The sequence below is a fragment of the Flavobacterium sp. 140616W15 genome, assembly GCF_003668995.1.
Classification (GTDB): domain Bacteria; phylum Bacteroidota; class Bacteroidia; order Flavobacteriales; family Flavobacteriaceae; genus Flavobacterium.
Genome location: NZ_CP033068.1, coordinates 2,823,042 through 2,836,965, shown reverse-complemented (window position 1 = coordinate 2,836,965; position 13,924 = coordinate 2,823,042). Strand labels below are relative to the sequence as shown.

At 31.2% G+C, this 13,924-nt stretch carries 13 protein-coding genes and 1 pseudogene; 8 read left to right on the top strand and 6 right to left on the bottom strand.

The window, feature by feature from the left end:
• Positions 1-227: 227 nt before the first annotated feature.
• The 3 genes from EAG11_RS12110 to EAG11_RS12100 all read left to right on the top strand — a co-directional run bounded on the left by EAG11_RS12110 (position 228) and on the right by EAG11_RS12100 (position 3,707).
• Complete coding sequence (locus EAG11_RS12110) at positions 228-1,652, top strand: CCA tRNA nucleotidyltransferase (RefSeq protein WP_129541093.1); 1,425 nt, start codon at positions 228-230, stop codon at positions 1,650-1,652.
• Positions 1,653-1,834: 182 nt separating this feature from the next.
• A complete protein-coding gene (locus tag EAG11_RS12105; protein WP_129539405.1) occupies positions 1,835-2,863 on the top strand; it encodes a COX15/CtaA family protein in 1,029 nt (342 codons plus the stop codon).
• Positions 2,864-2,930: 67 nt separating this feature from the next.
• Positions 2,931-3,707, top strand: coding sequence for a CDP-alcohol phosphatidyltransferase family protein (locus tag EAG11_RS12100; RefSeq protein WP_129539404.1), 777 nt, complete (start codon positions 2,931-2,933; stop codon positions 3,705-3,707).
• 193 nt (positions 3,708-3,900) lie between these two features.
• Here EAG11_RS12100 and EAG11_RS12095 read toward each other — a convergent pair whose 3' ends face one another.
• From EAG11_RS12095 to EAG11_RS12070, 6 genes are all read right to left on the bottom strand, one after another.
• Complete coding sequence (locus EAG11_RS12095; protein ID WP_129539403.1) at positions 3,901-4,668, bottom strand: LytTR family DNA-binding domain-containing protein; 768 nt, start codon at positions 4,666-4,668, stop codon at positions 3,901-3,903.
• A 96-nt stretch (positions 4,669-4,764) separates the two neighbouring features.
• Positions 4,765-5,124 carry a 2TM domain-containing protein gene (locus EAG11_RS12090; protein WP_129539402.1) on the bottom strand — a complete coding sequence of 120 codons (360 nt, stop codon included), beginning with the start codon at positions 5,122-5,124 and terminating at the stop codon, positions 4,765-4,767.
• Positions 5,125-5,147: 23 nt separating this feature from the next.
• Positions 5,148-5,783, bottom strand: a complete 636-nt coding sequence (locus EAG11_RS22850; protein WP_371414584.1) for a 2TM domain-containing protein — start codon at positions 5,781-5,783, stop codon at positions 5,148-5,150.
• A 2-nt stretch (positions 5,784-5,785) separates the two neighbouring features.
• Positions 5,786-7,120, bottom strand: coding sequence for a 2TM domain-containing protein (locus tag EAG11_RS12080; RefSeq protein WP_129539401.1), 1,335 nt, complete (start codon positions 7,118-7,120; stop codon positions 5,786-5,788).
• Between the two features lie 35 nt (positions 7,121-7,155).
• Positions 7,156-7,776 (bottom strand): hypothetical protein, encoded by a 621-nt coding sequence (locus EAG11_RS12075; protein ID WP_129539400.1) that lies wholly within the window; start codon positions 7,774-7,776, stop codon positions 7,156-7,158.
• A 312-nt stretch (positions 7,777-8,088) separates the two neighbouring features.
• Positions 8,089-10,296 (bottom strand): TonB-dependent receptor, encoded by a 2,208-nt coding sequence (locus tag EAG11_RS12070; protein ID WP_129539399.1) that lies wholly within the window; start codon positions 10,294-10,296, stop codon positions 8,089-8,091.
• 138 nt (positions 10,297-10,434) lie between these two features.
• Between EAG11_RS12070 and EAG11_RS12065 the strand changes: the two genes are divergently transcribed.
• The 5 genes and pseudogenes from EAG11_RS12065 to EAG11_RS12045 all read left to right on the top strand — a co-directional run bounded on the left by EAG11_RS12065 (position 10,435) and on the right by EAG11_RS12045 (position 13,922).
• Complete coding sequence (locus EAG11_RS12065) at positions 10,435-10,893, top strand: DinB family protein (RefSeq protein ID WP_129539398.1); 459 nt, start codon at positions 10,435-10,437, stop codon at positions 10,891-10,893.
• 55 nt (positions 10,894-10,948) lie between these two features.
• Positions 10,949-11,518: a sugar O-acetyltransferase gene (locus tag EAG11_RS12060; RefSeq protein ID WP_129539397.1), complete on the top strand. Its 570-nt coding sequence runs from the start codon at positions 10,949-10,951 to the stop codon at positions 11,516-11,518.
• Positions 11,519-11,564: 46 nt separating this feature from the next.
• Positions 11,565-12,139, top strand: a pseudogene (locus EAG11_RS12055) (sugar O-acetyltransferase).
• Positions 12,139-12,528: a VOC family protein gene (locus EAG11_RS12050; RefSeq protein ID WP_129539396.1), complete on the top strand. Its 390-nt coding sequence runs from the start codon at positions 12,139-12,141 to the stop codon at positions 12,526-12,528. The pseudogene EAG11_RS12055 and the gene EAG11_RS12050 overlap by 1 nt, the downstream one beginning before the upstream one ends.
• 116 nt (positions 12,529-12,644) lie before the next feature.
• The gene (locus EAG11_RS12045; RefSeq protein ID WP_129539395.1) at positions 12,645-13,922 is read left to right on the top strand and encodes a chloride channel protein; all 1,278 of its coding nucleotides are present in this window, start codon (positions 12,645-12,647) and stop codon (positions 13,920-13,922) included.
• Positions 13,923-13,924 lie beyond the last annotated feature (2 nt).

The window sequence follows — 13,924 nt, the reverse complement described above, 5'->3', positions numbered from 1 at the left end:
TTATATCAATGAATATAAAACAGGTAGAAACAATTTTATTTATATCTGTTTTTTTTATAAAAATTACTTTTTAATGAAATTATATAGCTGGAAATGCTAAAAAACAAAAAAAGTGTGCTTTAGATTATAAAAGGCGTATAGTATGTTGTAAATTTGCGCATGGTAAAATTATCTATATATTATTTTACTGTTATTTTATAAAAATTAGAGAATTCGTGGCTAAAAAAATAAATTATAAAGGGGCTCTTCAAAATAAAATCTTCGAAATTATTTCGCAAGCTTCTCAAGAACTTAATGTAGAAAGTTACGTAATTGGAGGGTTTGTAAGAGACTTGCTTTTAAATCGGGATTCCAAAAAAGACATTGATATAGTTGCTGTAGGAAGTGGAATAGAATTGGCATTAAAAGTTTCAGAATTATTACCTAAACAGCCAAAAGTACAGGTTTTTAAAACATATGGAACAGCAATGTTACGTTTTGAAGATACTGAAATTGAATTTGTTGGTGCACGAAAAGAATCCTATCATTTTGAAAGCCGTAATCCTGTTGTAGAGAATGGGACGCTTCAGGACGACCAAAACCGTCGTGATTTGACTATAAATGCATTAGCATTATCTTTGAATAAAGATACTTTCGGAGATTTATCAGATCCTTTTGATGGATTAACCGATTTAGAAAATAAAATTATCAAAACTCCTCTGGATCCAGACATTACTTTTTCTGATGATCCCTTACGTATGTTGAGAGCTATTCGATTTGCAAATCAGCTTGGATTTGAAATTGAAGAAAATTCATTGAAATCAATTACTAAAAATGCTGAGCGAATCAAGATCATTTCGGGTGAGCGAATTGTCGATGAATTAAATAAAATCCTTTCTACAGATAAACCTTCAATTGGATTTTTACTATTATTCCAAACAGGACTTCTTGATATTATTTTACCTGAATTAACAGCTTTGAATCAGGTAGAGGAAATAGAAGGGCACACACATAAAAATAACTTTTATCATTCACTTGAGGTTGTCGATAATATTTGTCCAAATACTGATGATGTTTGGTTGCGTTGGTCAGCTTTATTACATGATATTGGAAAAGCACCAACGAAACGTTTTAACAAAAAACAAGGCTGGACGTTTCATGGGCATGAGTTTTTAGGTGGTAAAATGGTCAAAAAGATATTTGAGCGTTTGCATATGCCATTGAATAACAAAATGAAATTTGTGCAAAAAATGGTTATCATGAGTTCGCGACCAATTGTATTATCACAAGATATTGTGACAGATAGTGCAGTGCGTCGTTTAGTTTTTGATGCTGGTGAAGATGTAGAGAATTTAATGACTTTATGTGAAGCTGATATAACAACTAAAAATCCTGGTAAATTCAAGAAATACCATAAAAACTTTGAAGTTGTACGAAGGAAAATTGTTGAGGTTGAAGAACGCGATCATGTTCGCAAATTTCAACCACCAATTTCTGGAGAAGAGATTATGGAAATCTATAATTTAAAGCCCTCTAAAGAAATTGGAATGCTAAAAGAAGCCATAAAAGAAGCTATTCTAGAAGGTGAAATTCCAAATGAATACGAAGCAGCATATGAATTTATGCTGAAAAAAGGAGAAAAGCTTGGATTGGTTAAAGTTGCAAAGGAATAAAGATTCAAAGGCGCACAGCATTAAGTTTTTGTAAAAAAAAAACAAAGAATTTAGTGTTTTAAAACCTTAGAACTTTAATTAAAATATATTAGAGAACTTAAATATAAAAAGTTCATTTATTAACCCAAAATAGGAGACTCTGTAACTTTGCAGCTTTGCAATTTTGCATCTCAAAGAAAAAAATGAAAAGAGAAAATAAATCAGTAATCATTTGGCTTTTGTCAGGATGTTTTTTATTGTTTTTAATGGTTGTTGTAGGGGGGATTACCCGATTAACAAACTCAGGATTATCAATGACCGATTGGCACTTGGTAACAGATACTTTTCCGCCTATGAGTGAGGCAAAGTGGAATGAGGCTTTTGAGCAATATAAAAAGTTTCCAGAATATCAAAAGATAAATATTCATAATGATTTTCAGCTTTCAGATTATAAAATGATTTATTTCTGGGAATGGTTTCACCGTTTTATCGGACGTATCATTGGACTGGTTTTCTTTATTCCTTTTATTTATTTTTTAATCAAGAAAAAATTAGACAGTTCTACAATAAAAAAATGTATTGTTCTTCTGGCAATGGGTGGTTTCCAAGGTTTCTTGGGATGGTTTATGGTACGAAGCGGCTTAATTGATAATCCAGATGTAAGTCATTTTAGACTTTCACTGCATTTAACTTTTGCTTTTGTAACTTTTGCCTACACATTATGGGTGGCGCTGGATTTAATTTATCCTGAAAGAAATAAAATTACCATTAATGTCACTCTTCGTAATATTGCTAGGATAGCTTTAGTTTTTCTTTTGATACAAATAATTTATGGAGGATTTGTAGCTGGGTTGAATGCTGGATTAATTCACAATCATTGGCCATTAATGAGCGATGGAGAATTTATTCATGACTCTGTTTTCATTGAGCAACCTACACTTATCAAAAATTTGATAGAAGGTAAAAGTGGTGTACAGTTTGTACATAGAACATTTGCTTATGTTGTTGTGGCTATAATTCTTTTCTTATACTTTAAAAGCACACAATTTGCTCTTAATAAGACGCAATCTACAGGAATTAAAATATTAGTTGTTTTTGTGTTTTTGCAGTTTATTTTAGGTGTTTTTACACTTTTATATCATGTGCCACTTGCATTAGGTTTAATTCACCAAATTATGGCGTTTTTCCTTTTAAGTGCAATGACATATACATTGCACAGATTGAGTAAATAAGTATTAATTTTATTCGTAAATTACAACTGACTATATTGTCGCAACTCTTTTGTTTATAAAAACATAGATGTCTAAACTTGCAGCACAAGATAAATTTTATGATTTATCAGATTATGGAAGACCTTTAGGGAGGTTTTTTGCAAAAAAGTTACAAAACACACGATTTACACCTATTGATGTAACATTGCTTTTTGGAATTTCGGGGTTGATTGCGATTTATTGTATTCTGGAAAAGTATTTTTATTGGGCAGGTTTTTTTATAATATTAAAATCTATTATTGATGCTGCTGATGGAGAATTGGCACGTATAAAAAACACACCATCTTATACAGGAAGATATCTCGATAGCATATTTGATATTATTTTGAATTTCTGGTTTTTAATAAGTATCTGTTACGTTTCTAAAACGACTCTGCCTATTACAATTCTTGCTTTTTTGTGTATACAACTGCAAGGGACATTATACAATTATTACTATGTGATTCTGCGAAATAAATCAGTAGGAGGAGATAGAACCAGTAAGATTTTTGAAGATAAAATTCCTAAAGCTTTACCAGGAGAAAACCAAAAATCAGTTATTTTTTTGCATCAAGTTTATACAATTGTGTATGGTCTTTTTGATAAAATAATCCACACACTTGATAGTGATGCATATAAGGTTAAAACATTTCCGAACTGGTTTATGACTTTCGTTTCTTTATACGGTTTAGGGTTTCAGTTATTGCTTATTGCACTCATGTTAGCAATGAATGGGATTGAGTATATAGCTCCTTTTTTTATTGGTTACTCTGTCTTGATCTTTGTAATGATAGGAATTAGAAAGTATTTTTACCCTGTAGTATAGTAATTTAACCACAAAGAGCGCAAATTTTTACGCAATGTTCGCAAAGTTTTACCCTTTGAACCTTTGTAGCTATGAACCTCTGTACCTTCTTTAAATTAACCGCAAAGTTCACAAAAGGATACGCAAGGTTTTAAAATCTATTTAATTCTTTTATCCCGATAGCTATCGGGAGTGGTAAAAAAAACTATTATAATTAGCCAATCCAGTTTTTAAAATCAGAAACTTTCTCACGACTTACAATTACCTCATCCTCTTTATAAGTAGGTAAGATTATTTTTAAACGAGAATTACTGTACAATACAATTTCTTTGATAGCAGGAAGTGGAACGATAAATTTTCGACTCACACGATAAAAATCTTTTGGATCAAGTTCTTGCTCTAAAATTTCTAAGGTTGTATCTATCAAGTAATTTCGATTATCGTAAGTGTGTAAATAAGTTCCTTTGTTTTCGCTAAAAAAACATTCTATCTCATCCGTTCCAATAACTTTTAAATGTTGTCCAACTTTAACGGTGAATCTTTTTTTATAAACTTTTTCAAGTGGATTTGAAAGCATCTTTTTGATCTGTGCAAAATCAATTTCAATGTTTTGAGTAATGTTTTCTGTTTTTGGTAAACGAGATTTAAATTTAGTAACTGCCACATCTAAATCATCCTCGTCTATTGGTTTTAGGAGATAATCGATACTGTTGAGCTTAAAAGCTTTTAAGGCATACTCATCATAAGCAGTTGTAAAAATCACAGCACTTTTAATATCTATTTTTTCAAAAATTTCAAACGATAATCCGTCAGATAATTGAATATCAAGAAAAATTAAATCAGGATGTTCATTTTTAGAAAACCAATCAATGGCTTCAACAACAGAGTGAAGCATTACAGTTACGGAAACTTCTATTTTATCAAGTTTGCGTTGTAATAACCGAGCGGCTGGTTTTTCGTCTTCTATGATTATTGTTTTCATTTTGGTTTGGCAATAGTTTTGGTTGGTTAAAAGTAGTAGTAAAAATTTAATTGGAAATGAATTTTAATCTTTTTGTTTAGTTACAAATGTGATAAATTATTCCCATTTTTTGTTGGCTTCTTTTTCCATGTATTCTTTTATTTTTCTGTCTTCCCAGTTTACACTAAAAAAAAGATCTTTTCCAAATACCGATAATGCATGTATAGCAAGACCAATTCCCCAAAATAGAGTTGTTGAGAAGTTTTCCCATCTCCAGAATTCTTCATTCCCAAAGATTCCTTGGTTTGTGTCAGGAATCAGAATAAATATGTTTACCAGAATATATACGGTTAAGTGTGTGTAGAAACCTTTTATTCTTTTTACTCTTCTGTAAACTATGTTGTAACGTTCGTTATTTGTTGTGCTCTCATTATAATTGCTATAATTGTCAAATAGCTGTCTTCTAAATCGTCCCATTTTATTTTATTTAATTTAAAAAATTATTGCCATTTCTCATTTCTAGATTTCTCCTTATCCATTAATTCTTTTATCTTTTTTTCCTGCCAGTCTTTTGCAAAAACAGGAAAGACACTAAAGACTTTTAATCCATGAATTACGACTCCTAATCCCCACCACATTAAAGGCCAGTAAAACCATAAATGCTCAGGAGAATAAACCAAGTTAATGATGAGTAAAAAAATGTTTACTACAATATAAGAGATGAGGTTGCCGTAAAATCCTTTGATATTTTCTACAGTCTTTTTAGCTTCAAGATAACAGTCATCATATTTATTATGATATGTATCTGCTGTCTTTATATTTTTTATCGACTGCTTTTTTTCTAGAATAGCATTCAATTTTTGTTCTTCCCAATTTCTTCCAAACATTCTATAAGTAAGAAATAAATCAACTGTCAATGATAGAAATACTATTGTCCATACTGTCATTACAAAACTATTGAAGTATTTTAAAGGGAAAAAATCAAATCGTATTCCGGCATATACTTTCAATAGGTAAATTATAAGACCGAGAGCGTAAAAGAATAAATGCAGATAAAACCCTTTAATTTTTTTTACTTTTTTACGTGCCAGTTCTCGTAACTCATTTTTGTCAAGTTCATTTCGATTTGTCTCCATGATTATTTCCAATTTTGTTTGTTCTCTTCTTTTCTTAGGATTTCCTGAATTTTTCTTTCTTCCCAATTTGAGCTATATCCAAATACTTTAAGAGCATGCATTGCTAATCCAAATCCCCATCCTAAAGCAGAGAACCAAAACCATTGAAATCCTGGAGAGAATTTTAAATTGATAAAAACTAAAAACGGTATTACACAACAATAAGAAATTAAATTTCCATAAAAACCTTTAAGTTCTTCAACTCGTTTTTTTGCTCTATAATAAGCATTGTTTTCATTATAATCAGTTGTTGTTTCCATGAAACTAATTTGTTTAGTTAAAATAGGTATTTTGACAGTAAATGTTGTTGTATTTTGTTCAATCAACACTTTTCTATTGGTAATAATACCATAACGATTTACTATATTTTGCAATCCTACACCTTGGCGGTCTTGCAAAACTTCCTTTTTCTGAAAATCATTTTGAATGACTAAATAATCCTTTTCGATAAATATTCGAATATGTAATGGTTTTTGTTCGCTTACTACATTATGTTTTACGGTATTTTCTAGTAAAAGTTGTAATGATAGGGGAACTACTTTTGCATCTGGATTAATACCTTCAGTAGGTAATTCGTAGAACAAGCTATTCTCGAAGCGCATTTTTAATAAATTCATGTATGTTTTAGCAAAGGCTAATTCATCTTCTACCGATACAAGTTCTTTGTCTTTTTGTTCTAAAACGTAACGATAAATTTTCGACAGTGAGGTTGTAAAACGTTGAGCATTCTCTGGATTTTCTTCTATCAATGAGCTTAATACATTTAAACTATTAAAGAGAAAATGTGGATCAATCTGGTTTTTTAAAGTTTCAAATTTTGCAGAAGCAGTACCGGCAATTATTTTTTGTTCCTTAACTCGGTTCTCATTATATATTTTGTAAAAGTGTAAGGCATGAAAAACGACTAATACAATAAAAGTAATAATAGAAGACTCTATATAATTTGCTAAATCTTCATTAACTAAAAACTCAGTTATTGAATGTTTATCTATGATAACTTTCAAAAAAATGCGGAGAACAAATATGGCTAATAATGAACAGAAAAAAGAACTGATAAAGCCAATAATTATACGTTTTAAAGAATAAGGATTGGCTTTGAATACCTTGTCTAAAAAAGCAAATAATGATGCGTTAACGATGTATAATACAGTGCTATATAGCATGCAATATAAAAAAGCAGTAAATAAATAAGGAGTAAAGACTTCGGTTCCAAATGAGATGAATTTGATTAAGAAGGATACTATAAAAATTGTTACACCAATAAATAAAGCTTTAATTATGTGCGGTTTTAAATGCATTATTTGTTTTTTAGAGATTATTTGTTTTTAATTATTTATTTGCAAGTCTTTTGAACTTCAAGTGCTCTGTCTAAACCCCATTTTGGAGAAAAAGGAGTTTCAGGTTTAAAAGTAGCAAAAAGACTAATAGCTTTGTCAACTTGTGCGCACAAAGGTTTGGTGTCAATTCCTGTCCATTTTGCGCCACCCAATTGAAAATCGGCTTTCCCAAAAACAACTCTAGGATTCTCAGGAGCCAATGCTTCTGCTTTATCATACATTTCCATAGTCTTAGCAGAATATTTCATTCCGTTGGTCATAGGATCAGCTACAACCCAAGCAGTATAAATTAAAGCTTGCAAAACATAGAGTTCAGCATTATTAGAGTCTTTTGTTAGTTCAACATTTAATGCATTTTGTGCTTTAGTAAGTAATAAGTCTATTTGTGTTTTGTCTTGCGTTTTAAATGCTGATGTTGTATTTACTAATGCTACATAATAATTGGGTAACCAGCTTGCTTTCTCGGCGGCAGCAATTCTTTCGAATAAATCAGATGCCTCTGTGTTTTTTCCTTCTTTCCAAAGCCCAAATGCTTTACCCATTCCTTGTTCAAATTGTGTTTGAGCAGTTAAAATGTTGCAAATGAATAATGTAATCGCTATGATTAATTTTGTCATGATTTCTGGTTTTAAAGATTAGTTATTTTTGATGATTGAAACACTTGTTAGTTTATACTTCAAAAGTATTGTAGATTTTATTTTCTTTAAATTTAATGTTACTGAGTTGTTGAATTTTAGGGATGAGTTGTTTAAGGAAGGTTCAAAGGTTTAAATAGGAGGTTCAAAGGGGCAAAGGTTTTTTTTAAGTTTCTAAGTTTTTTAGGTTCTGAGATACTTAGTTTCTCAGAATCTTTTCCTCACAATATTGGTGAAACCTTTGTCCCTTTGAACCTTCTCAGCACAATACTAGGAAAACCTTTGGACCTCTTTCTATAAATTCTTCAACTGATTTTCATTTTTATTTTGGCTAATAGTCCAAAAGAAGCCAATAAAGAAAAAACGATCTGCAGTAGGTGTAATGGCTTGTCTGTTGTATGTTCCAGTCGCATCTGGATTTTTTGCATAATCATAACCAAATACATTTTGAGTGCCTAAAACATTCGAAACAGAGAAGTATAAAATCTTTTGAGTAGTCAATAAATAAGCCCAGCTAAGACTCAAACTATTATATGATTTTGTTTTTCCGTTCATAAATTTTGTTTCATTTGGATTATTGTATGGTCTTCCAGTACTAAAACTATTTGTTAAACTAATTTGAGATTTCCAATCTGTAACAAAATATTTGGTCACAACAGATAACGTTTGGTCAGCAACAAAATCTGGAGTTGCACTTGTTGGAAAATTTTTATAATCTCTTTTGGTGTCAATGTAAGAGTAGGAAATCCAGTATTCTAGATTTTTATATAATTTGCTATCTCTCCAAAAGATATCCAATCCTTTAGCATAACCAGTACCATCATTACTAAAAACAGAGTTGTATTGAATGGTTTGTGTGTCGTATTTTACAAGATTGCTGTAATCCTTGTAATAAGCTTCGGCTCTAAAAGTACGCCCTGTTTTATTGTACTGAAAGTTTAAAATATAGTGAGCTGCTTTTTCACTTTCAAACTGATGGTATTTAGAGTACTTGATATAATCTACAACAGGAGTTTGTGTAAAGTCTCCATAAGCAAGTGAGAACTGGCTGTTTTTTGCTACTTTGTATCCCAATGAAATTCTTGGTGCTAATGCTGTTTCATCGAGTAAACTGTTATTAGAGGCTCTAAGTCCAACTTTTGCAGCTAGTTTACTAGAAAAAGAAACTTCGGTTTCTGCATAAATAGCAGCAATATTCGAGTCGTATTCATTAGTAATTGTAGGTGGTAAATTATCCTGAAAATCTTCGCTGTATTTAGTAATAAAATAATCGGCACCAAATGATAGTTTTACTCGGTTTGAAAGACTCTTTCTTAGTTTTAATTTAAGGTGAGCTGCGTTTTCATCATCATTGATGTGAGCTAGATCAATGTCTTTTTTATTGTTGCTATAGCCATAACTTAATCCTGAAGTAATTTGCCAGTTACTGCCAAATGTTCCATTATAAACCGTGTTTAAGTAAAAATTATTATTAACTAAATTCACTCGAATAGGATTTTCAAAATTTATGTTTTTCTGGTTAAGGTCAATTTTAGAAGTATCAAAAGCGGTATATAATTTAAAAATTCCGTTTTTAAAATGATAGCGATAGACACTCTCTCCAGATAGCGATTGATACGGTCTATTCCAATCTACATCTTGCTTTACTGCAGCTTGATAAGGTGCTAGATTAATGTAATTTACATTTACGCTCAAAGAACTTTTTTTCCATTTCTGGGTATTTCCAACTCCTAATCCTACAGTCATCATGGCGATGTCTGTTTTATTTTGATCAGGTTCGTCCTGAGTATTCAATAACAATACACTAGATAGCGCTTCTCCATATTCTGCGGAATAACCTCCTGTAGAAAAAGCAATCCCGCTAAATAGGAATGGAGAGAAACGACCACGGGTTGGTAAATTTTGTACTGATGCTCCATAAGGTTGAGAAACTCTAACGCCATCAACAAATGTTTGTGTTTCACTTGCTTCTCCACCACGAACAAATAAGCGACCATCTTCGCCTACACTTTGAGTTCCTGGCAAGGTTTGTAAAGCAGCAATAATATTTCCAGCAGATCCAGCAGTGGTAACAATATCCAGAGGTTTTAAAACAGAAACTCTAGCTTTATCTCCAGATTCCATTGTTCCTGCAGTGATAATAACAGCGTCTAATGAATTTACGTTTTCTTTTAGCTTTATGGTTTGATTTTTATAATTGGCAACATCTATTGATGTGGTTGAAGTTTCGTAAATTAAAAAACTTACTATTAATATTTGATTTCCTTTAGTTTCAGTAGTAAAAGAGAATTCTCCGTTTTCTGCACTCGTAGCTCCATCATAAGTGCCATCTATATAGATGTTAGCACCTGTAATTGGTTTTCCTTTTGCATCTACTACTTTTCCAGAAAGAGTATTTTGAGCAAATAGTATCGAGCTTATTAGTAAAAATGCTATTGTAAAAAGCGATTGGTTTTTTGATAATAGTTCATTTTTATTTAATTTTTGAAACTTGGTTTTCATTTTTTTTGATTTTGATAAAGCAAATGTATTTTACCAGTTTTAGTTAAAAAATTTTAAATAACCCAATTGTGGAAATTCAAGGATGAGTTGTAAATTACTTATTTGTATATTCGCTTATGTGTTTTAAAATGATTTATTATGTCAGAAAACAGAAGAATTTCGAATCTATATCAGTCCATTTATAATGGCAATCCGTGGCTAGAAGTCACTTTGGTAGATACTTTAAAAAATGTGCGTGCAGAGCAGGCTTACAGGAAAATAAATCCTAATTTAAATACGATTTGGGAAATTGTCAATCATCTTATACAATGGAGGAGAAACATTTTAAGACGTGTTCAGGGAGAAACTGTCATTACTCCTGATCATAATTATTTTGTGACAATTTTGGATTCTTCTGAGGCGGCTTGGGAGCAATCACTTCAAAGTCTGGAAAAATCACAAGAATTATGGAATTCATTTTTAGAAGATTTTGATGACTCTGATTTAGATAAAATATATCCAAGTAACGGACATACCTATTATGAGCACATTCATGGAATTATCCAACACGATGTGTATCATTTGGGGCAAATAGTTATTCTTAAAAAGTTACTTTAAGATTTAAGAAATATTTTATATAAAAAAATAATAAGAAAAAAATATAGTACTATTAATGAAAACTGAAAAGGAAAAAATGATTGCAGGAGATTACTATTTAGCGGGAGATCCGATTTTAGTAAAAGAACGCAGAAAAGCTAAAAATTTATTACATCGTTTGAATGTAACCGAATACTGTTTGACTAAAAAAGCTAAGCTGATTTTAGAAGAATTAATTCCAAATGTAGGTGAGGGGTTTTATATAGAGCCACCCTTTCATTGTGATTATGGATATAATATTTCTTGTGGTGACAATGTGTATTTTAATGTAAACTGCGTTGTTCTAGATTGCGCTCCAGTTCATATTGGATCAAATGTGTTTTTCGCACCTAATGTTCAAATTTATACTGCTACGCATCCGCTTAACGCCGAATTAAGAAAAACACTCGAAAATGCGTTACCAATTTCTATAGGAGATGATTGCTGGATTGGAGGAAACTCAGTAATATGTCCAGGAGTGACTATTGGAAAAGGTTGTGTAATAGGAGCAGGATCTGTTGTGACAAAAGATATTCCAGATAATTCTCTGGCAGTTGGAAATCCAGCTAAAGTGATTAGAAAATTAAATCTTAAATCTGAAGAATAGAAAATCAATTAATTATCAATACTATATACAATTATATTGCCTTATTATGAAAACTGAAAGAGAAAAAATGATCGCAGGAGAATACTACATTGCAGGCCATCCTGACCTGAGAAAAGACAGAACAAATGCAAAAAAACTATTACATCGCTTAAATATTACTGAGTATCGTGTTACCAAAAAAGCAAGAAAAATAATTGCTGAATTAATTCCTAATACTGGCGAAAATTTTTACATAGAACCGCCTTTTTTTGTGACTATGGCTATAATATTAATTGTGGAGATAACGTTTATTTTAATGTAAATTGTGTTATTTTAGATTGTGCTCCTATAAATATTGGTTCAAATGTGATGTTGGCTCCAAATGTTCAAATTTATACAGCCACCCATCCGCTTGATGCTGAAACAAGAAAAACACTGCACTTTGCAGAAGGAGTTACAATTGGGGATGATTGCTGGATTGGAGGAAACTCGGTAATTTGCCCTGGAGTAACCATTGGAAATGGATGTGTTATTGGTGCTGGCTCGGTTGTTACAAAAGACATTCCTGATAATTCACTTGCAGTTGGAAATCCGGCAAAAGTTATCCGAAAATTAAATCAAGAATCAGAAAATAATAACTAATGCTTTTACTAAATAAAGTCCATCATATTGCCATCATTTGTAGTGATTATGACAAGTCCAAATTGTTTTATACAGAGATTCTAGGTTTAACTATAATCAGAGAAGTTTATCGTGAAGAACGTCAGTCGTATAAGCTTGATTTAGCTTTAAACGGAAATTATGTTATTGAACTATTTTCGTTTCCAAATCCACCAGCACGGACTTCGAGACCAGAAGCAACTGGCTTACGGCATTTGGCTTTTGAAGTTTCGAATTTAGATGAGACTGTATCATTTTTAATATCAAAAAATATTGATTGTGAAGCAATTCGAGTGGATGAATTTACAGATAAACGGTTTACTTTTATAGCAGATCCAGATGATTTACCAATAGAGTTTTACGAAAGGTAATTTTCTTACGTTACTGTTAAAAAAAGCAATATTGCTATAATTTAAAACGATTATGGTTCTATTTCTTTAAATTTGCAAACCACTTATTAAAAGTGAGTTTAAACTTCAAACTTCTGATGAACAAAACGGCGAAAATCAAAAAGAATCATCAATTTATTAAATTTCGAAAATTAGTTATTGTTTCTATTTTAATTGGTTTTCTCTCTGCATTTTTAGGAATTTCTCTCAAGAAAATAACGGAGTATTACGAAGAAATATTTTTTCATCAAGCTACTGTAAATCCAATTTTTTATGTTGTTTTTCCAGTTTTTGGACTTTCGATAATTTATTTTCTTCGTCAATATTTATTCAAGAAAAAAGAAAACAAAGGGATTAAAGAAGTTTTTGAAAGCACGCAATCTAAGTCTAAAAACTTACCGATTTATAAAATTCCATCGCACTTTATTAATGGTTTATTGACAGTTATTTTTGGAGGATCAACAGGGATTGAAGTTTCTACAGTCGTGGCAACTGCAGCTATTGGTTCGGTAGCGCAACAAAAAGAAAATGTTTTTCGTCAGTACAAAACCGAATTAATTTGTGCGGGAGTTGCAGCAGGAGTTACAGCATTATTTAGTAGCCCGATTGCAGGGATTTTATTTGCAATCGAAGTAATTTCAAGAAAAGTAACGAGAGCTTTTTTAATCTCCAATTTAATTGCAGTTTCGATAGCTTTTGGGTTAATAACAGTTTTAAATGAAGGACCATTATTTGCTGTAACAATCACAACTTGGCATTTAAAAGCGATTCCATATTTTATCCTTTTAGGTATTTTGGCAGGAATCAATTCGGTTTATTTGACCCGTTGTGTCTTATTTTTTAAAGGACAGTTCTCTAAAATAGAAACACATTATTATAAAATCATTTTAGGCTCAATTGTATTGAGTGTTTCCTTATTTGTATTTCCACAGCTTTATGGAGAAGGCTATCACGCCATAAATGGAATTTTTAGAAATTCGGCAATTCCGTTAACACTTACATTGACATTAACGTTTATTAGTATTCTGATCTTAAAACCGATTGTTACTTCTATAACTTTAGCTTCTGGTGGCGATGGTGGTGTTTTTGCACCGAGCCTTTTTATAGGAGCCTTTTTAGGATTGCTTTTAGCATCTGTTTTAAATACATTTTTTAATGCACAGGTTATTCCTTTAAATTTTATGGTAATTGGTATGGCTGCTGTTTTAAGTGCTAGTATTCATGCACCATTTACTGCAATCTTCTTAGTTTGCGGACTAACGAATGATTACACATTATTTTTACCAATCTTAGTTGTTTGCTTGATCTCTAAGTACACAGCAAAAATGATTTATCCGCATACTGTTTATACATTTTTACCAAGCATATCAAAATAAAT